This window comes from Trichodesmium erythraeum IMS101 (assembly GCF_000014265.1).
Taxonomy (GTDB): domain Bacteria; phylum Cyanobacteriota; class Cyanobacteriia; order Cyanobacteriales; family Microcoleaceae; genus Trichodesmium; species Trichodesmium erythraeum.
The window spans coordinates 2,736,214-2,756,855 of sequence record NC_008312.1; the positions used below are offsets into that span (position 1 = coordinate 2,736,214).

General features: G+C 34.0%; 13 protein-coding genes. 3 read left to right on the forward strand and 10 right to left on the reverse strand.

Annotated elements, in window-relative coordinates; translation table 11 throughout:
- The first annotated feature begins 59 nt into the window (after positions 1-59).
- The gene (locus TERY_RS08385; RefSeq protein ID WP_011611426.1) at positions 60-1,031 is read left to right on the forward strand and encodes a 3'(2'),5'-bisphosphate nucleotidase; all 972 of its coding nucleotides are present in this window, start codon (positions 60-62) and stop codon (positions 1,029-1,031) included.
- 841 nt (positions 1,032-1,872) lie between these two features.
- On the opposite strand, the gene TERY_RS08390 is transcribed toward TERY_RS08385, so the two are convergent.
- The 3 genes from TERY_RS08390 to TERY_RS08400 form a co-directional block, all read right to left on the reverse strand.
- Complete coding sequence (locus TERY_RS08390) at positions 1,873-3,042, reverse strand: FAD-dependent oxidoreductase (protein WP_011611427.1); 1,170 nt, start codon at positions 3,040-3,042, stop codon at positions 1,873-1,875.
- Positions 3,043-4,280: 1,238 nt separating this feature from the next.
- Positions 4,281-4,724 (reverse strand): photosystem II protein PsbQ, encoded by a 444-nt coding sequence (psbQ, locus tag TERY_RS08395; RefSeq protein WP_011611428.1) that lies wholly within the window; start codon positions 4,722-4,724, stop codon positions 4,281-4,283.
- Between the two features lie 90 nt (positions 4,725-4,814).
- On the reverse strand, positions 4,815-5,609 hold the full coding sequence (locus TERY_RS08400; protein ID WP_011611429.1) for an SDR family NAD(P)-dependent oxidoreductase: 795 nt from the start codon (positions 5,607-5,609) through the stop codon (positions 4,815-4,817).
- A gap of 242 nt (positions 5,610-5,851) precedes the next feature.
- Here TERY_RS08400 and TERY_RS08405 point away from each other — a divergent pair, with 242 nt between their 5' ends.
- Complete coding sequence (locus TERY_RS08405) at positions 5,852-6,865, forward strand: patatin-like phospholipase family protein (RefSeq protein ID WP_011611430.1); 1,014 nt, start codon at positions 5,852-5,854, stop codon at positions 6,863-6,865.
- A gap of 256 nt (positions 6,866-7,121) precedes the next feature.
- Here TERY_RS08405 and TERY_RS08410 read toward each other — a convergent pair whose 3' ends face one another.
- From TERY_RS08410 to petC, 3 genes are all read right to left on the reverse strand, one after another.
- Complete coding sequence (locus TERY_RS08410) at positions 7,122-7,970, reverse strand: alpha/beta fold hydrolase (RefSeq protein ID WP_011611431.1); 849 nt, start codon at positions 7,968-7,970, stop codon at positions 7,122-7,124.
- A 1,708-nt stretch (positions 7,971-9,678) separates the two neighbouring features.
- Positions 9,679-10,656, reverse strand: coding sequence for a cytochrome f (petA, locus tag TERY_RS08415; protein WP_011611432.1), 978 nt, complete (start codon positions 10,654-10,656; stop codon positions 9,679-9,681).
- Positions 10,657-11,004: 348 nt separating this feature from the next.
- Positions 11,005-11,544, reverse strand: coding sequence for a cytochrome b6-f complex iron-sulfur subunit (petC, locus tag TERY_RS08420; RefSeq protein ID WP_011611433.1), 540 nt, complete (start codon positions 11,542-11,544; stop codon positions 11,005-11,007).
- A 290-nt stretch (positions 11,545-11,834) separates the two neighbouring features.
- Between petC and TERY_RS08425 the strand changes: the two genes are divergently transcribed.
- On the forward strand, positions 11,835-12,143 hold the full coding sequence (locus TERY_RS08425) for a DUF3067 family protein (RefSeq protein WP_011611434.1): 309 nt from the start codon (positions 11,835-11,837) through the stop codon (positions 12,141-12,143).
- A gap of 1,618 nt (positions 12,144-13,761) precedes the next feature.
- Here the strand turns inward: TERY_RS08425 and TERY_RS08430 are convergent.
- The 4 genes from TERY_RS08430 to metG form a co-directional block, all read right to left on the reverse strand.
- Positions 13,762-14,838, reverse strand: a complete 1,077-nt coding sequence (locus tag TERY_RS08430; protein WP_011611435.1) for a tocopherol cyclase family protein — start codon at positions 14,836-14,838, stop codon at positions 13,762-13,764.
- A 252-nt stretch (positions 14,839-15,090) separates the two neighbouring features.
- Positions 15,091-16,239 (reverse strand): LPS export ABC transporter periplasmic protein LptC, encoded by a 1,149-nt coding sequence (gene lptC, locus TERY_RS08435; RefSeq protein WP_011611436.1) that lies wholly within the window; start codon positions 16,237-16,239, stop codon positions 15,091-15,093.
- Between the two features lie 1,142 nt (positions 16,240-17,381).
- Positions 17,382-17,996 carry an NYN domain-containing protein gene (locus TERY_RS08440; protein ID WP_011611437.1) on the reverse strand — a complete coding sequence of 205 codons (615 nt, stop codon included), beginning with the start codon at positions 17,994-17,996 and terminating at the stop codon, positions 17,382-17,384.
- Between the two features lie 118 nt (positions 17,997-18,114).
- The gene (metG, locus tag TERY_RS08445) at positions 18,115-19,707 is read right to left on the reverse strand and encodes a methionine--tRNA ligase (RefSeq protein ID WP_011611438.1); all 1,593 of its coding nucleotides are present in this window, start codon (positions 19,705-19,707) and stop codon (positions 18,115-18,117) included.
- Between the last annotated feature and the right edge of the window lie 935 nt (positions 19,708-20,642).

Below are 20,642 nucleotides of genomic sequence, written 5' to 3' on the forward strand. Positions count from 1 at the left end.
AACAAAGCCTTTACCAAATATAATATATGCTATGAGGAGTACCCAAATCTAAACTACTCATGGCTTACGAACGCGAAAAACAAATAGCAATAGAATCTGCCCTAGCAGCAGCCAAACTCTGCGAACAGGTGCGTATCAATATTCCCCCAGCAATGGAAAAGGGCGACAAAAGTCCTGTAACTGTTGCTGACTATGGTGCTCAGGCATTAATTTGTAAAGCTTTAGCTGAAGCTTTTCCCAATGATCCAGTGGTAGGAGAAGAAGATGCTACTGAGTTACAAACTCCGGAAATGGCAGAAAATTTGACAAAAGTGACAAATTATGTGCAAGAACAAATAACAAATGCTACTCCAGAACAGGTAGTACAGTGGATTAACCAAGGTAATGGTAAAGTTGGACCCCGTTATTGGACGTTAGACCCTATTGATGGCACGAAAGGGTTTTTACGTCAAGACCAATATGCAGTAGCTTTAGCATTAGTCGAAGAAGGAGAAGTTAAAGTCGGGGTGTTAGCTTGTCCTGCAATGCCAGTAGAAAATAATCAACCAGGAATGTTATATGTAGCAGTAAGAGGTGAAGGTGCAGCAATGATGCCAATAGCAGGGGGCGAACTGACTCCCATTCAAGTTGTGCAGGCTGATGATACTGCTCATCTTCGGTTTGTTGAGAGCGTGGAAAGTTCTCACGGCGACCAAGACCGTCAGAATGCTGTAGCAAAAGCAGTAGGTATTACAGCAGCATCAGTTAGAGTAGACTCCCAAGCGAAATACGGTATCGTTGCATCTGGACAAGCTGCTTTGTATTTGCGCTTGCCCTCACCAAAGTCTCCAAATTACCGAGAAAATATTTGGGATCATGCTGCTGGTGCGATCGTAGTTGAGGAAGCAGGAGGGCGTGTTTCTGATATTCATGGCAAACCATTAAATTTTGCTGATGGCGCAAAGATGCTTGAGAACAGGGGTATAGTTGTTAGTAATAAAATAATTCATGACCAGGTTTTATCTATTTTAAAACAGCTTTCAGTTAAGTAGACATCAAGTAGGAATGTTGCATTCAACATTCCTACAGGTTTATCTTTTAACTGGGTAAAGCAATTAAATAATTATCACTCCCTAGGAGCTTGAGTAGAAACAAAGAATTGGCAGATCCAGTCAATGGTCTTGTTAAACCAGAAAGAGAATATATACAGCTAATTTGCAGGAAAATGATGTCCGGCTATATTTGGTAAAAATCATGTAGCGCAGCCATTTTGCCCGCGTTAGCTTACCTCATCAACCTGCAAATTAGCTGTAAGAACTAAGTCAAGACAACTGTTCGCCTATGGTGTTGCTTATAGCAGCTTTTACTTAGGTTGACCACAGTAGGGATGTTGCATAAGGGCGTCCCTACAAGGGTTTTTGTTCAAAGAAGTGGGTTCTATCTTTCTGAAAACCTCTATATATATAATCTAACTGGAGATAATAAATATTTTAATTATGCTAAGGATAGTGTAGCCTATTTGCGAACATTTGCTTTAGAGCAATTAAACCGAAGTTACCTCTAAAGCTTATGCAATTCCCGTATAGGTAAGTTTGGGTAACCTTAGCAGAACGGCCTTGGAAAATTTTCTTAATCTAATGTTATTTAGATTATTTGATCTAGCTTTAGTTGGCTTGTTTTCCTGAGTCGAAGTTCTTTTTGTCGGACGACGGTGTCAAAAACTGAAGCCAAGCTGAACCATATAATTCAAGCAAGTAAACCCAAAAGGCACATAGGCTGAAATCTAGTTAAATATAACTAAGAAGGGCTGTCACCTTAGCAGAGCAAGTACAGTAATTATATTGCCACTTTCATCCAACAAAGTCAAGTGTAAGTATTAAAGCTGACATGATATTACTTGACAATCATTTTTTCAACTGCCTCTGCTGTTGCTGGAGCTAACAACACCCCATTCCGATAATGACCTGTTGCCAACAATATATTTCGCCAACCTTCCAGATAACCAACTGCAGGAGCAGCTTGACCTTCTGGACGAGGTCGTAAACCAGACCATTTCCTAAGAATATTTGCATCTGCTAAACCCGGACAAAAACTAATTGCTCTCGCCATCACGTGATCTAATAAACTGGAGTCAGCTACCACCTCACCGATATCGTTGGGAAATTCAACTGTTGCTCCCACCCAATATTCATTTTCTGCTACTGGTATAATATGCACATCATCCCCAGTGATCACTGGTTGAAAATCTGACTTTCCTAAAAGCGTTGACACTTGCAGATGTAAAGCTTGACCTAATACAGGTATTAGAGTAAATCTATTATCAACATTAGACTTGCGCTTGAGTTGCAAAGAGCGTAGCTTACCCCCTTTTATTCCTTGTAAACATGGTAATGAACCCAAGCCGGCGGCAACAACTAACCAGTCTACATCTGGCAAAGTAGGAGTTTTTTTTGTCTCATCCAAATTTTTTATAGATACTTGGCGACAACGATATTCATTTCTTGGCAGAGAAATAGTCTTATATTCAGCAACTGTGACCCCAAAATGAAAATTCACACCATTTTGTTGAGCCGCTTCTACTAAAGCTAAAGTTAATTCAACAGGGTTAACTTGTAAATCTTCGGGAGAATAAATAGCTGCTATCACCTCTGATATTTGGAGCTGGGGGCAGCGATCGCCTAGTCGTTCTACATCCCACATTTCTAATGGCAAATCATCTGCTTCTCGAATATTTATTAATCTTTGCCACTTGTCGAGATCTTCCCCAGGCAAACACAACTGTAAAATACCTTGACGGTTGTGAGAAATAGAGCGATTTATTTTGGCTTCTAGCTCAGGAATTAAATTGTGATAAGCTTGCACACTCATGCGTCTCATTTTCCAAGGTCTGCCTTTAGCTTTTTGACTAATAACTCCCATCAAAACACCCAAAGCAGCACCCGTAGATCCTTGAGCAGGCATTTGTTTATCTAAGACTGTAATTTTTAAACCTTCTATTTTGCTGAGTTGATAAGCGATCGTTGCTCCAACTACTCCACATCCAATAATTACTATATGACTCATTTTGAATAATTTAAAAAATATCAATTTACTATGGCTTTAAGCTCAAGTAATACCAATTCATGCATTAATGCTAACTTTTTGTCAAACTTCAGAAATTTCAGTAATTAACACAAAGGGAATAACCTTTTTGTACTATTAACTAACCCTCTAGAATTATGTTAATTTTAAAATGTTGTTTACCGACGCCCTTATGCAACATCCCTACCCCTCCAAGGTCGGAGTTACAGCCCTGTCCGTTGTTTAACGGGGTCAAAACGGGGTCAAGAACCCCTACTACATGATTTTCACTAAGTAGGTAGGCATGAAAAAACTTAGGTATATTAAGATTTGTATACTGACTTCAAGCTCCTCTAGAGATCTGATTTGAGGCAAATTTACATTTTGTTATATAGCAATTAATTTCAAAACCGACTTGCTTATTTAAAGAGTAAATAATTTGCCCCAAATTTGCTGTATATAGAATCCAATTATATAGTATATATTTATAATTCTATAATTACTTCAATCAATTACTTCAATTGACTGTAAATAATTTTAATTCAGTCAGCTACAGCTATAGTATCCATAAGCCTAAACTACAAAAGTTTGATTCCATATTCTCTATATCAATTTTAAGTATTTATACTATAAAATCATCTTCATTGACTTTCCTCAGGAGTCAAATTATCAGGAAAATATTAATCATAAATGATTGATTATTTACCTTTATTCACCACTATTATTTTTTTCCGGACTCCTAATTTTTTATACTTGGTTTGGAAGTGTAAAATGTAGATTTTATTATTATTAAAAATAGCCAGGCATTTTTATTATATAGGCAAAGTGCGCTAGTGTATTTAAAATACTTGTTGATGAGGATTTATTTTAAAGGGCTTAGACTGTAAGTATGCCTGATTTCACTGCTATAGCTAATTAATAAGACTTAGTCGAAAAATAGATGTAGAGATATTCTCTGGAGTATCTCTACATCTAGATTTTAGATTAAGATAGTGCTTATTTCATGTCTCTTTGAATACCCACAACAAAAATTTTAGGGAGTTTATCATTGGGAGTAATTGATATAATAAAAGCATTTTTATTATGGTTAATTCATGAGAATTTACCTGATAGCTCAATACTTAAACACTACAAAAAAGTTTGAGGAAATTGAGAAAATTGAAATCCTTGAAAACCAATAGTTTTTACTTGATATGATAGCTGATAGCTAAATGATAAAAGCTATAACTACTGAAAACTATTTAACTATTTTTTGGCACTAAATCTAAGAAAGCATCAAAATCAGCTATTGCTTTTTTGTACTCGCTCAGAGCTTGTTTTTTATTGCCTTCTGTTGCTGCTGTATCAATATCCTCTAAGTCATCAAATATCTTTTTTGCTGCATTCAGTACAGGTGTTTTATCTCTTGGCAACAGTAGACTTTGGGTGAGATAATTAGTCTTACTCCGCAAATCTCCCAAAGGCCCGTGGATAAATGTACGAATATTTACCCATTCGCCTTTCTGAATTAGGCTTTCTAGTTCATCCATGCGATCGCGTAAAGCCTGTATTCCTGATTCAGATACTTCTATTTTTTGTAACTGAGCATCTGAGTAGGTTAGCGGTGGAGTCGGAGAACTACAACTTGCCAAAAATGCTACTAACAGCACTATTACCCATGCTACTATCGACCGTTTGTTTAACATAATCTTTTTTGTTTGTCAAAGCTAATTTTAGTATTCTATTCTTAGATTTAAGATGGAAATGACTTTTTTGGCAATAGGAAGTATATTTACTTACTTATTGGAATCCAAACCTTTAAACTGTTTTTCTACCAAACTAACTAAAGTCTCTCGGGGAAGAAAACGAGAAGTATTAACAATTACCTGATTTAAAAATTCTCCTGTAACAACATTAGACTTATCTTTTTCTAATGCTTCAAGAGCATCTCGTACTACATTTTGTGCAGAGGTCAATTTTGCCTCTGAACCTTCTCGAGCAAACTCCGGAAATTCTGCTTTCTTGAAAAAATCTGACTCTGTTGGTCCAGGACAAAGGGCAAATATCTTCACCCCTGAATCTCGATTTTCTGCCCACAAAGCCTCACTAAAACTTAAAACAAATGCCTTAGTTGCACCATAAACAGACATATAAGGCAAAGGTTGAAATCCTCCAATTGAAGCAACATTAATAATCCCACCAGACTGGCGTTGTTGCATTCGGCCTAAAAATAAATATGTTAATTCCACTAAAGCAGTAATATTTAATTGAATCATATTTACCTGCTTTTCTAGAGGTCTTTGAGTAAAATTTCCATAGTCACCAAAACCAGCATTATTAACTAATAAATCTATAGTTAATCCTTGCTCTAAAACTACTTCAAATATAGACTTTGCTGCTGCTGATGCTGTTAAATCTTGAACTATTACATTGGTCTGAATTTGATATTTACTCTCGACCTGATTTGCTAATTTATGTAATTTATCTTCCGAACGAGCCACTAATACTAGATTGGTTTTTCTCGCTGCTAATTCTTTAGCAAAAGTTTCACCAATTCCAGAAGAAGCCCCTGTAATTAATGCAGTTTTCATTTAGATTAAGATCAAATAGGATATAATCATTATATTTTTATAAATTAATCAGGAATTACCCATAACTAATCTAGAGCAGAGTTAATGACTATTAACCCCTCTAAATACTATATTATTTGATCTTTTGCTTAAGTATTATCAATTAAACTTTATTAATAAGCTTAAATATAAAGTGAATTTTAGGATTACTATTTACTTTACATTTTTAGTATCACAAAATCAAACCCTGGAGGTAATAAACTATGGCTTTTCGTATTTTATGCTTAGATGGTGGTGGTATTAGAGGTATTATGCCTGCCCGTATTCTTCAAAAAGTTGAGGAACGATTAGGTGGCCCTTTAAAAGATCATTTTGATCTAATAGCTGGTACTTCAACAGGATCAATATTAGCTGTAGGAATTGGACTCGGAAAAAGCCCTGAAGAAATGTTAAATCTATATCTGGAGAAAGGTTTGCAAATATTCCCCTATCAATCTCTCTTCTCACTTAAACGACTACCAATCATTTTCAAATATGGTCTTTCTGCTCCCAAGTTTTCCCACGAAGGCTTAATGGGGGTACTTCAGGAGCAATTTGGAGAAAATAAATTTTCTGACATTACATCCGATCCTAATAAATTGATGGGCTCGTTAAAAATTCTTGTTCCTAGCTATGATACCATTAGCCGTAATCCTGTAATATTTAAAAGCTGGGACCATGATCGCTGGTATTCTAAAGTTCCACTCTGGGAAATTTGTCTCTCTTCTGCCTCAGCCCCAACTTATTTTCCGGCCCACCGTATCAAATATGATGGGCGAGTTTACTCATTAATTGATGGAGGGGTTTGTGCTAATAATCCTGTTGCCTGTGCTGTGGCAGAGGCTATCAAGCTATTACGTCAGTATTTGGATCAATCTACAGGAGACTCTATTGAGCAGATTAAAGTAATATCTATTGGTACTGGAGATCCCGCATCTCCAATTCCCTGGGAAAAAGTACGAGGTTGGGGACTGGTCCAATGGGGTTTGCGTATTGCAGATGTATTTATGGATGCTCCCCCTGATATACATCGATATGTTGCCGAACAAATCATAGGTGGAATGGATACTGACAGAGAAAAACGCTATCTTCGTCTACAACTACCTCTCAAGGACCCATTACTAGCAATAGATGATGCTCGGCAAGCCAACTTAGAGAGAATCTTAGAGGCAACAGATGCCTACATTAATCAGGGAAAAGTACGAAAACAGTTAGAAACATTATTGGCTAATTGGTAGCTTTTATTGCTGAAGTTAAAAATTTAAAGTTAAAGCTAAAATTTAAACTTATGCCTTGATATTGAAGCCGTTTTGGGGTTAATGGGGTATAAATTTTGACAATTTTAGCTAATAGGGAATAGAGATTAATATTTGGTATAATTTCTAACATTATTTAAGTGAAGTTGTAAGAGTTAGATAGCAATAATTTTATGTTTAAAAACCGCTATATGGCTATTAATAATTCTAAGGATAAAAAAATTGAAATAAATTCTTTCTAAATCTCTATCATCCGCAAAAATAACAGTAGTTCATCTATAATATTTCCTGACCAATGTTCCTGGGGGTAATGTGCTGCTTCTGGCAATTTAACCAACTTTCCATTCTGACAAATATTAGCTAAATTTTCCCCTTGACTAATATCTAACCAAGGATCTTTTATTCCCCAAATAATTAATGTTGGTTGTTGCCATTCTTTAAAGCCAGATTCAATTTCTGCCATTGACTTTTTTAAATCTAAATTTCTCACAATTGCTAATATGGCTCTACCAGCAGCAGAACTTCTTAAATAAGGACTACGATAAACTTCTAAATCTTGATCAGCAACTGTTAAACGACTACCTTTTTCTAAAGTTCTATCCACAAATAGAGGATCTTGAGTCAGCATATCTCCAATGAAAGGTATCCCTAATTGTTTAATTTGCCAAGGTAATTTTGCAGTCGTAGAAAGAGGAGTATTTAAAATAGTTAAACGTTCAATTTTTTTGGGATTTCGTAAAGCATATTGTAAACCTACTGAGCCTAAAAATCCTTGCACAACTAGATAAAAACGCTCAAGTTGTAGATTATTAATTAACTCTGCTAAAACTTCAATAAAAGCTTCACTTGTGTAGGGAAAATCTCTTTTGTCTAGTTTCGGAGAAAAACCACAACCTATCCAGTCAGGAGCGATCGCTCGATAACCTGCTTGAGCTAATTCAGGCATAATGACAGTCCAACTATGGCTTTGAGAAGCTAATCCATGTAATAGTAATACTGGTAGTTTATCTGTTTTCCCATCGGGTTGAGCTTCCCGATAAAACCATTCTATAGAACCAACTGTTACATTTTTTTTCTCAATTGACATTTATGTTATTAATTTCTTGTAGACGAATGTTGGCAATTGTATCATTATCTGACAATTAGCAGTTAGCGATATAGACCTTCAAATTTTAGAGAAGTTTTTGCTATATTTAACCTCTCTCTGTGTCAAATTTATGTTCATTCAATTATTTTATCTATTTAAGTAGTTATGCGTTTAAATTTATCAGTATGTAAAAAAATGTAAATCTCCATAAATCTCCCCTCCACTCAACTGTTTGTAAGAACCTGAACTTGGTCGATAAAAGTTAATCTAATTAAGTTTTTTTTGCCTACCTACTAATGGTTTTTCTAAGGTTTTAAGTTTTACAAAAAACCATAAGATTTAGGAAGTAAGTATTCATTTTCTGGTGAAAAAAAACAAAATTATAGTATAGTTTTTATACACATAAAAAAAGTATCTTTCCATTTTTATATCTACTATTTTCTTCTATTCACCCTCATAATTAATATAATTAATAGGAAAGAAAAAACGCTATATGTATTGTATTAGTTTGTGGTTGCACTAGATAACCTAGATATAATTTGCTGCTTTACCAGATAAATATGACTACTATTCCAGCGACAATATTTCCACAAAATTTTCCAACTTAAATCATGATCAAGTTTAATGAAAAACTATAAAATATCTAAATTATTAGAGAATAAAACTATTCCTTATTCCCTATAATAAATGAGTTTTAATTATATTTACTATTGTCATTGTTTACTCTCATATAAAACAAATTTTATCATAACAAATTTGGCTAATCATATGAAAAAAGTGAGCCCTACTAGAATTAATCTTTGAAGTGTTAAAATTTTGAAATCACAATATTTATGGCAAAATATTCAAAAATAAATTGTTTATAAAACAGAGAGAGCCATATCTAATTTTTGATGATACAGTTATTCCGAAAAAAAACTTACCTATTCTAGAGTAGCCGCGTAAAAAACAGAAGAAAAAAGTATATTTTGACTTATTAAAAATGAGTATAGTGAAATTATTTTCCCTGCTGTCTGCTCCAACTTTAGCAGAATATATTGTTACTAATTATTTGAGATATTCTAGTAATAATGACATATAAATTAAATCACAAACTAGATAAAAAATTGAATAATTTTACATGATAATTAAGCAATTAAATGACATAGAACTTAAATCACAAAATAGATAAAAAATTGAATAATTTTACACGATAATTAAGCAATTAACTGAGCTTTAGTTTAGCAAATGTCGCCGGGGGAAAATTAAAATCAATCTTATGGCTTGTACTATATTAGTCTGGAATTATTTGAAAAAATTGGCAAATATTCTGGGAAAACTATTGCTCAACTTAAATATGAATTATTATCTAACTATCTAGTCTATGAACTAAAATAACCGGCTATAAAACTTACAGTTATTTAAGTTTTATAGATAGAAATAGAGTTAGTAGTATGAGACGACAGCATCTGCATCAAAAATTAACTAGCGATCGCCTAACTTTAGATATCTCCAGAAAAACTTCTCAAACCTTTACTTCACCCTTCTAAAATTGGCATTTTTGGATGGGGATTTTTGGAGAGGTCTAATAACTAAAGTTTTACAAAAAGTTAGCATTTATCTATGAAAATTGGTATTAAAAAGAGCAAAGCTTCAGAAATGAAGTTTACCTCCACTGCTGATGCTTTGCTCCCCATCAGTCAATTTTCAAGGGAAAAACTCAGACAACCTAAAAATTCATTTCAGCAGCTTGAACTTTCTCCACTTGTTTTTTCTTCAAGACCAACATAATTTGAGCTAGCATAACCAAAGCAAAAAATGCCATTAACCATTTAACTCGGTTTGCATCTTGCAGCACAATTTCCGTATCTGCTTGACCAAAACCACCGACATTAGGGTTATTAGTAATAACCTGACCTGCTTCAACAGTATCTCCTACAGCAACTAAAAGTTCAGGGCCTGGAGGAACTAGATCTACAACAGTCTCACTATCGGGAGTTTCAATAGTGATTTGATTACCTACGTATTCTTCAAAAGTAATATCGGTAATCTTACCACTAGCAGACACGTTATAAGTAGTATTATTGCTCTTATTACCAGCAGGATAAACCTGGCCACGTCCTCGGTTACCTCCAGCATGAACAGCATATTTACCAAAGTGGATAGATTTATCTGTTGCAGGATCTGGAGATAATATAGGGAATACAACTTCTTGGTATTCATCCCCTGGCATTGGTCCGAATAGAAGAACATTTTCCTGCTCTTCAGAGTAAGGCATGAAATAAAGGTCAGCTAGTTCTTCTTGCCACTCTTGAGGTATTCTATCTTCAGGTGCAATTTTAAAGCCCTCAGGCAACATCAATACAGCACCTACATTTAAGCCACCTTTGCTACCATCACCTAATACTTGTTGAACATCAGTATCATAGGGAATTTTAACAACAGCCTTAAATACTGTATCCGGTAGTACAGACTGAGGTACTTCTACTTCAGTTAGTTTGGCACCAAGGTGACAGTTAGCACAGACAATTCTGCCTGTAGCCTCTCTGGGAGTTGCTGGAGCAGTTTCTTGTGCCCAGAAAGGATAGGCATTTGCTGCTGGGGAACTTGTGAGAAATAGTGATATGCATGCGATCGCTACTAAAATTGTCTTGGCGATCTTCTTAATGAAACTACTCCACATAGTTGATAAATTTATTTTTGACATTACCTATTATGTCTTCTCTCAAAAATCAAAAAATTCTACAAATTTGACGTTGTACCACCATTAACCATCGGAGCTATCACAAATAGCAGCTACTTGATCCAACTGATAAAAACGTCACTAATTTAGAAATTTTAACGTTTACTTGCTGGTTCTACGGTAATAGTGAGGAGCAAGACCTTGAAAAGCATTCAGGGGTCTTGCCTAAGTGTATCTCTAACCCTTTATAGTTGCAGCTAATATGCCATCTATTAGATAGTCCATATTCTGGGCAACTATAAAGTTAACAGAATTAATGGCATATTCATTACATAGGTGCAGCTTAAACTTGTCTTAAAAAATAGACAAAACTTAAACCCACCAAGGCTTTTCTCCGGTACGGAAATCTGTCTCTTCCCATTGAGTAAAGACCAGTTTATCATCACTAACATTCGCATGAACTAATGCTAGAGATAAAGGTGCTGGCCCCCTCACTACTTTTCCTGTATTGTCATACTGAGAACCATGACAGGGACAAATAAATTTATTCTCACTACCATTCCAAGGTACAACACACCCTAGATGAGTACATACTGCATTTAACCCATATTCAGCCAAGGTTTGCTCTCCTTCGATCACTACATAAGTAGGGTCTCCTTTAAGTCCTTGGGCTAAAGTTCGTTCTCCGGAGTTGTGATTGGCCAAAAATTCACTGACTATAATATCGTTACCAAGAGCATCTTTAGCTGTTACTCCACCACCAGATCCACCACTAGATGGAGGGATAAAATAGTTAACGACTGGGTAAAGTGCTCCAAGAGCTACTCCTGTTACAGTTCCAAAAGTGAGAAGATTCATAAATTGACGACGACCCATACTGGGTACATCTGGTGTTCCTTCTGCTTGAGCCATGAATATGTTAGGTGTTTTTGTTAATTTACATTTCTATTGAATGAATTATATGCAGACAAAAATATAATTGCTGTTAGCCTGCAACTACGGACAAGTTGACAATCTTCTATTAGATAGAATAATTCTGTCTTAACGCCGTTTCCTGATTATTATTACATTGTTTTAACTTATACTCTTGATTGTCAAGAAATGTAAACAAAAGGATTTTGAATTAATAGAAAAAACATATTATTATATCACAATAAAACTGTGATATAAACTAAACTCAATAGAAAATCTTAGGTGTGGATATGAAGGGCGAAGAATTATATCAATTATTATTCGAAAAGTGGGGTAAGTCTTATGATGTTCAAATACGGCGGATAAAGGACAAAATATTTGTGCAGGTGATGTGGAAGTATTTGGAACAAGCATCCTTTCCTATGACAGAACCAGAATATTTAGCTCACTTAGATGATATAGCTACCTATATCAGTGGTTTTGGTAGCGTAGAAACTGTCAGGAATTATATTGAAAATACAAAGGAAAGACCAAGACTAGGCAAGGCCGTTAGTATTCCTTTAGATCTAGGCGAGAGAGCATCAGAATGGATGTTGTAGTGCTAACCAGAACTCAGAAGTCAAAAGTAATTCTTGAGTAAATTTGAGGGTTTATAAATGTCCCCACCCTATCTGCGTAGTGCGATAAAAAAATTCTGGTGTGACAGGAAAATAAAAACCCTACAAAATTTTTTAACCTATTGATAAATCTTAATCTGATTATACTCAGACAACTTCTCTATGTCCATCACTACCCCTAGAACCAAAACTTAAAAATTGACATACTCCCGACATTAAATTAAAAGTTCGCCAGATAAGTTAACCTACCCGACTCGTCTTCAGAACGGGACGTTAGACTTTCACCTCCCTCTCGGCTCCTCTCCCAGACGTCCTTTTTCATTAGTATATCCTTCTATAAGAGTCAACATATCATCCACCTATAAATAGTTTCCGGTAAGTCCTGTCACCTTGGTTTTGACTAGTTATATTATCTAAGGCAGTTTTTGTATTGTGGCCTCAATGCAACATTTATGTATTCTTAAATGTTTTGTCACCAACTTCAGACCTTAGTGTTATGTCCTCTACTGAGGTTAGGTTAGTTAGTCTAAAATTAATCCACAAAATGCGCATTTATTCTTCTGCCATTTTCAAAGCGCGTTGTGACTTCTTTCCTTATGCCTAGATATTTAGCTACCCTATTCCAATACGTCTAGTCACCATCTAATAGTGCTTTAATTACCTTTAACTTTGATGTACTTTATGATAGGTACATCTGAGTGTAGGTTCAATATATATTTCCCATAGTTAAATACCCAACTTCTGGTTTCTTTTACGTTTATATACTTACCTTTCATCCAGACACTAAATTAAAATTAGAGTGTTGGTCTTTTGGTAATTTTAGATAAAGGTCTGCTCAACTCCTTTAAAGTAAACAATATCTATTTATATGTGTTTTCCCTGACTTTCTGATTTAATTGGCCGGGAAGAATAATTACTTAACTTTGATATTTGTAGAATTTTATATACCGATACTCACGTATAATATTACTTGTAATTTTGCTACTTACAATAGACTCAACTTTTGCCTAATATGGTTTTTATCAAAGCCCAACATATTCAGTTTTATTAATTTTTATTTGGAATTATTAAGCCTTCAGCTTGACCCTTATGATGGCCCACTTATTCTTAAACGTTCAAGAATTCTTGTAAGAGTTTTTTTGAGGCCACAATTCTCCACTCACTCTCCATTCTTTCTAAAACTTTCTTTAATTGTCTTGGTTCTTCTTCTCAGCAGTTTTTGAGCCGAGCTTTTTTTTGTGAATTAAGGCTAATAAAATTTACAACCATACTCTACAACACCAAGCATATTCTACAGGTCAACTTGTAACAGAAAAAAGTAGTATAAGAATCAGTGACTTACTAAGTATTTATAGTATGTAGATATAGAGCCTATTCATTAACTTTTCTCATTCCTCAAATTCTCAGAAAAATATTAAGTATAAATACTTAGTCTTAATTCTTGACTCCATATTGACCACTATGTTTTTTTCCTAACTTCTGAATTCTGATTCCTGATTTTATATTACATCTTGTATTATATATGTAGGTTAAAATTATTGTAGCGGGAGCATCCTACCAGACAGAATTTGTACCTCACTCTTACGCAGGAAATTCTGTATCACTTAACCCAAGCTTGCTCCCAAGATCCGCCACCAACTTCTAAACCACATAGATCGCTACGGGCTTCCAAAATTAACTTTGAATGACTATCCCTAACTTCTTTTAACTTCAAAGTTAAATGACCACGCATAGTATCTCGACACAAAAATATTAACCCTTGTTCTGATGGTGCCCGCAAAAGTGTACCAGAATGATTTGTAGTAGCAGTCAACTCTACCTCAAATAAATCATTTTTTGCCTGCATTTGCCATTCTCCCCAAGGCTGAATTTGCCAATATACTTTAGAGTTCCACGGTACAAACTCATAAAATTTGCCTTGATAATGAATACCTATCATAGCCACTTTTTCCATCCACCACAATACTCCTCGCTTACCACCACCAGCAGTTAAAGTTAAATCTGATACATCATAGAAACTATTGCAGTTAAGCCAAAACCACTTTTTGGGAAATGCACCACCCCAATTTTTTTCACTATACGCTGGTGCATTAGTAAACTTGTAGATACGCCCATTCCATTCTATCCAACCAGTAGCCAGACCATGAGCCATTAATATTTGCCATCCCGGCTCAAAAATTTGTAAAAATGATAACCAACCTGCAGTTGACTGTTGTATTGCATTTGGGTTTCCCCAACCATAGATAGGTTGTGTTTTATATTGCCAACGACAATAATTATTTCTTCTTGGATCCCAGAGAACTCCTTGATGCCAATTGGCAGTAGCTTGATACCCTTCTTTGATTTGATCCTCAAATAATTGTGGGTCTAAATAACCAACTGGACTTGTTAAATTTGTTTGTCCCCAATGACCTAATTCTAGAACCTCTGGAGTTGCCCAAAATTTTTTTACATCTGGGAAGGTCCGACAAAGATATTCATCATTAGGGCCAAGAATTTGAGCGCCACCACCACTATAAGGTTGGCCACCGATAGGATCTTCTATAGAGTACATGAAGGCGAAAGTTTGTTTTTCTTCTGGTAGAGTGACTCGATAATACCAGCCTTCAAAAAAACGGCGATCGCTACCATCCCAATGATAGCCACTATGAGGTGTTTGTAGAGGATATATTTTCACAACTGCTTATTAATTTTGTAGAAATTATTAAGGTTTTTTTTATGACTTTGGTAGCGATCGCATTGTTTTATAAATATTGTTTTATAAATATTGTGCCATCGCAGTCAATAGTTAATATTATATTGAGCTATCTAGGAGGAGCCATCTGAGGGATAACTCTCTAAAGGAAGTAAAAATATCTTCTTTTCAATAATCATACTTTCTAAGCTTTACCAATACTTTTGATATTTAGTATAAGACAATTTAAATACATTATTGAGGAATAATTTCTGTCACTACATTACTATTACCACCTTGAATAATAACTGTGTCATTTTTGAGTTGCCCCACTGCTCGAAGACCCCTAACATTAAATGGTGGATCCACTTGACGATAAAATACATTACCCTCTGCTTCAAAAGTTTGATTATTCAAATACCAAGTTAGGCGATCGCTATTTAATTGAGCTTGATTTTCTTGCCCAATACCAACCACATCTCCTGATAAAACAAAAACATTTTTCTGAAAATTTCCTTGACCTTTATTAGCTTGTAAAACTACTTTTTCTCCTTGTTCTAATACCCTTATCGGTCCTGGTGAATCAATCAAATCTTGTGGCATATTCCAAATCATCAAATCACTACTTATTTGTATTTTTGGGTCAATTCGGAGTAGCTGTACATTTTTCTTCATAGTAGCTATTTTACTTTCTAAATTAAACTCTGATTCTTCACCATAAGCTATGCCAATAACTTGTTTATCTTTTAATTCTTCTATTTTTATTGGTTTATTAGCAATCAATTTTTTTTGATCTACCTCCCAAAATAACTGGTCGGTTTTTATTTTAACCACAGGTTCTTTAAACATAGCTACCACTTGACCATAAAACTCTACTCTTTTTTCTAGACTAATAACTTTTGCCATTTGAGCTGATGCTTGTAACTGTTCATTATTACCTGTTATATTGTTGCGAACAATAATTATTCCTGGTTCAGTTAACCATTCTAACTGTTGTCCTCTGATAATTATTTTATTTTGGATATCATATACTTCTATTTCTTCTATAAGTAAAATTTTGTCTCCATCTTGATATACCTCTCCTTGTAATGCAGTAATTTTATATGCTAACCTTCCATCTCGAAATAATTCACCTTCTGGTTTAGTAACTCTAACTAATTCTTGATTTTTTACATACGAAGCTCGTTTAGATTTTACCCGCCACAACATTTCACCTGCTTCAGACGCTTCTTCAAGAGTAACATCATTTAAGGTTAAATCACTTTCTATCGCTTCATTAGAAATAGATTTTTCAGGAATATTTTCTTGATTACAACCAGTTATTCCTATAAATAAATTCACCAATATTAATAAAATTATTGATGACTTTTGGAAATAAAAATAATCATTATTTGGTATTTTCATAAATAGCTTATTATAATTAGATAATCTTACTCAGGATACTTTTTATATACATCCAAAATAAAGACTAGGGAATATCAGTAGTAGAATAGAGAACAAAAAAAATATTTAATCAGTTGTAAATTTTCACCACATTTTTTTTACAACTTAAAAAATAAAACCCTTATTACTTATTACTTGTGACTTACTAAAACGGATTTTAAATTTGCATACGCTTACCCCATTATTTGTAGCACATTAATTACTCAATCGACTGTATTTCTTATTTTTTTTGCCACTTTTCTCAAGGTAAGCAACCACTAACAAGATATGTAATCAAGATTCTATAGTAATACGCGCAATAGTTGTGGCAAAATTCGATACTAAAAAAGTTTAAGAAAATTGAATATTTGACCATAGCACAAAAATTTAAAATCACTTAACTCTTTTCAAATAACTGGAAAGATGATCAAATTGTCTGATAAAATTTCTGACTTGTAAACAAATATCCTTAACAAGGTTTTTCTCCAGGGCATTCGGATAAAACTTTCTACAATTTATCAACCATTCTTCCTCTAATATATCTTGATTAATTATCATCAAATATTGTCAGAATTATATCAAATTATGATAACTTACTCCGTCCAAATATTATCAATCTTTTCCCAGGAATTTTCTGTAGTAAATATTTAATAAATTCAATAGTATTTTCAGTATTTATGCTGATTTTATTTCACAATAAATTCTTTGCTTTGATAGTCTAATTTTCTATAGTAAGTCGTCCTTTATAAATTATTTTTAATGGGAATCTATATTTTTTTATCTATTATTATCCAAACCTAATACTAATATATCTTCCCCATAGAAAATGACATTTCTCAATCATCAACCCTGTAAGCTTTAGTTATATTTAAATAAAAATCAAGGAAAGTTTTGATCATAAGCACAAACTTTTTCCAGCTTTTAGATGGATAATGCTCAGTTTTAAAACTTTCCTTTTAATGAGTAATATTTAAATTTTGTTTTAACGCAACTATAAAATTTAGTTCACAAAATATTCTAGGTATTAATATGCTAATTTCAAGAAAAATTAACACTACTTTTACATTGATTACTATTCTAAAATTTGCCGATTTTTCCAATTTAAACTAAAGCAAATATTATCTTTAATCATGTTCATCAATTAAACCTATCGCTGATAGAGGACGATAAGTATAGCTAGGAGATTTTGAAGTTTTTTGGATGTCTTCTTTAATTTGTTCCAGATCTATATAGCGGTCAGAAACATTAATTAAACTATCGCTAGTCATAGCTCTAAGACTAACAACTTCAACCCTAACACCTCTATAACTAACAGCATCTACAGCATAAGCTAAATCTCCATCTCCACTGACTAATATAGCAGTATCATAAGAACCAACTAAAGCCATCATATCAACAGCAATTTCTACATCTAGATTAGCTTTTTTAGAACCATCAGGTAATTGTACTAAGTCTTTAGAAATAACACGATAACCATTACGACGCATCCACAGCAAAAACCCCTGCTGTTTTTCATTAGTACGATCTACTCCCGTATAGAAAAAGGAACGTAGAAGACGAGAACCTCCAGTTAGACGACAAAGAAGTTTTGTATAATCTATCTCAATTCCTAACTGTAAAGCAGCATAAAATAAGTTAGATCCATCAATAAAAATGGCTACTCTGCCACGATTTTCTAGAATTTGTTCTGGTGTAAATATTTCATTACACTCTATTTGTATCTGTTGATTATTCAACATGGTTTTTAACCTCAGTTTTTTATTAAATAAAAAAAATTAATTCTTAATCAGAGATAATTTGTAACAGAAAAAAAGCTATGCAGTAGAAAAGGGTACAATTATATTTTTAAGCAAAGGTTTATATCATATCTATTCTTTGAAAAATAGGTTGAGGTTGCCCTAGAAGTTGATTTCCTGGTAAAGCTCCCCAACTTACTTGTTTCACAAAAGTTTCTGAACTATTAATTGCTGATTTATCATTAAAGTTATTTGAGAAACCTAGTTGTTGATAGATAGCATTGCTAATATTGGGAATAATTGGTGACAAAAGATAGGCCACTAATCTAACAGACTCCAACACAGAATATAAAACTTCTGTTAAGGCTTCTAATTGGCCTTGTTTATATAAACTCCATGGAGCAGTTTCGTCTATATATTTATTGCCAGTTCTGACTAAAATTAATACAGCTTCACAAACTTGACTAAAGTCTAAAGAAGTGTAAGCTTGGGTAACTTTTTCACCCAAACCCATGCCTATTTTTTTGAGTGGATGGGTAACTTCTACCTCCTGAACATTAATTTTAGGAATTTGACCATTGAAGTATTTATGAGCCATTTTCAGAGTACGATTTAGTAAATTACCTAAGTCGTTTGCTAAGTCAGCATTTAGTACATTGATAAAGCGGTTTTCATTAAAATCTCCATCAACTCCAAATTCGATTTCTTTGAGAAAATAGTAACGAACTGCGTCAGACCCGTATTTTTGGATTAATTCAAAAGGATCTAAAGTGTTATTTAGGGATTTACCCATCTTCTTCCCATCTTTAGTTAGAAATCCATGTCCAAATACACGTTCAGGTAGAGGCAAATCTGCTGACATTAGCATTGCTGGCCAATAAACAGCATGGAAGCGTAATATATCTTTCCCAATTAGGTGCAAATTAATCGGCCACCATTTCGATAAAGCATTCTCTAGAGTTGGTTCACTATCAGGATCTAAAAGGGCTGTAACATAACCTAATAGAGCATCAAACCAAACATAGATAGTATGACTAGAATCAACAGGTAGTTTAAAAGCCCAATCCACATTAACTCTAGAGATTGAGAAGTCTTGCAATCCTTGGTTTACAAAACTTAAGACTTCATTCCTACGGCTTTGGGGTTGAATAAATTCCTGCCTATCTTGGTAGAAAGCTTGTAGTCGTTCCTGATACCTGGAGAGACGAAAGAAATAGTTCTGCTCATCGCGCCATTCTACTTTTTGGTTGGTATGAATAACACAATGTTTATCTTCGGTAAGTTCCCGCTCTTCTTTAAATTCCTCACAAGATACGCAATACCATCCTTTTTGCTGACTTAAGTAGATATCCTCTTTTTCCCAAACTCTTTGGAAAAATTCTTTGACAATTTTTTCGTGGTTAGGTGCAGTAGTACGAATAAAACGGTCATATTGAATATTTAGTTGTTCCCAAAGAGATTCAAATCCTCTAACTACTGAGTCACAGTGTTCTTTAGGGTTTCTTCCTTTATTTTCAGCTGTTCTTTGAATTTTCTGGCCATGCTCATCTGTACCAGTAATCATCAACACCGATCTACCTTGTAGCCTTTGAAAACGAGCTAACGTATCAGCAGCAATAGTTGTATAAGCACTACCTATATGTGGTAAATCGTTAACATAGTAAAGGGGAGTTGTAATTGCAAAAGTGTTTTTATCTGTATACATGTTTTTCATAGAGAATCAGGCTTAAATACTTTTGATTTGAACTAGCAATGGTAATAATCATAATGAGTTTAGTAGTACTAACCTCGAATAATTTACTACGATGGCTAATTACTTGTTCACTTACCGTAAGCATTCATCTAGCTTGCATTTAGCTTTTCCTAGGTTATAGTATGCAAACAGTTTTGAACATATTTAAGCAACTACTAAAGAAGAAGGATTTTATTATTTATACAAGTTAAACTTTTTAAATTCCATATCATCTGAGTTCTGTAAAAAAACTCTGGACTTGATAGAAAACCCATTCTATCAGACGAACTTAATTCATAACTTGATCATTCTTGTTAGAAACTAATTCCTCCTAGGGTGTGGTAATGAGTTAATATCTCATAATTCATAACTCATAGCTCATAATTAATAGCTCATAGCTGATGGGTGAACGCTTACCACTGTCCTAAAAATTTTTAGATGATTCCCTCGTCAGAATATAATCACCCATCGTAACATTAATGCTTTTATGTTGTTGTTATAAAATTTCTCAAAGAAATCTTAACTTTTGGGATTTTGATATTATTATTCTTACAAGAGACTATTTATTTATTTAAAGTCTAGAATTGAATCTCTAGTTAGAAGCAAAATGGCGAAGCAAGCCAATAATATACTGTTAATTTACCGTTTATTCTTAGAAATGATTAGTAGTAGAACTTTTATTGCACATAAATACCAAATTCCTTTACAACTGAGTCCTGGTATTTCTAGGTAATAAGCTAATTTTATGGACTTTTTGTGACTTAAAGTAGCCTTTATAGTCCTACAGGCAAGCTATATTAGGAGTTACGATAATTGAAGACAGAAAAAACTCAAGAGTTTTAAGTAATTTCTGACTAAATTTTTATATTTAGCAATGTCCTATTAAAAGTCATAAGTTATATCATCCTATTCATAGA

What these genes read in the sequence shown, in the direction of transcription:
- TERY_RS08385 (WP_011611426.1), top strand. Translation starts at nt 60, where the DNA reads ATGGCTTACGAACGCGAAAAACAAATAGCAATAGAATCTGCCCTAGCA.
- TERY_RS08390 (WP_011611427.1), bottom strand. Translation starts at nt 3,042, where the DNA reads ATGAGTCATATAGTAATTATTGGATGTGGAGTAGTTGGAGCAACGATC.
- psbQ (WP_011611428.1), bottom strand. Translation starts at nt 4,724, where the DNA reads ATGTTAAACAAACGGTCGATAGTAGCATGGGTAATAGTGCTGTTAGTA.
- TERY_RS08400 (WP_011611429.1), bottom strand. Translation starts at nt 5,609, where the DNA reads ATGAAAACTGCATTAATTACAGGGGCTTCTTCTGGAATTGGTGAAACT.
- TERY_RS08405 (WP_011611430.1), top strand. Translation starts at nt 5,852, where the DNA reads ATGGCTTTTCGTATTTTATGCTTAGATGGTGGTGGTATTAGAGGTATT.
- TERY_RS08410 (WP_011611431.1), bottom strand. Translation starts at nt 7,970, where the DNA reads ATGTCAATTGAGAAAAAAAATGTAACAGTTGGTTCTATAGAATGGTTT.
- petA (WP_011611432.1), bottom strand. Translation starts at nt 10,656, where the DNA reads ATGTCAAAAATAAATTTATCAACTATGTGGAGTAGTTTCATTAAGAAG.
- petC (WP_011611433.1), bottom strand. Translation starts at nt 11,544, where the DNA reads ATGGCTCAAGCAGAAGGAACACCAGATGTACCCAGTATGGGTCGTCGT.
- TERY_RS08425 (WP_011611434.1), top strand. Translation starts at nt 11,835, where the DNA reads ATGAAGGGCGAAGAATTATATCAATTATTATTCGAAAAGTGGGGTAAG.
- lptC (WP_011611436.1), bottom strand. Translation starts at nt 16,239, where the DNA reads ATGAAAATACCAAATAATGATTATTTTTATTTCCAAAAGTCATCAATA.
- TERY_RS08440 (WP_011611437.1), bottom strand. Translation starts at nt 17,996, where the DNA reads ATGTTGAATAATCAACAGATACAAATAGAGTGTAATGAAATATTTACA.
- metG (WP_011611438.1), bottom strand. Translation starts at nt 19,707, where the DNA reads ATGAAAAACATGTATACAGATAAAAACACTTTTGCAATTACAACTCCC.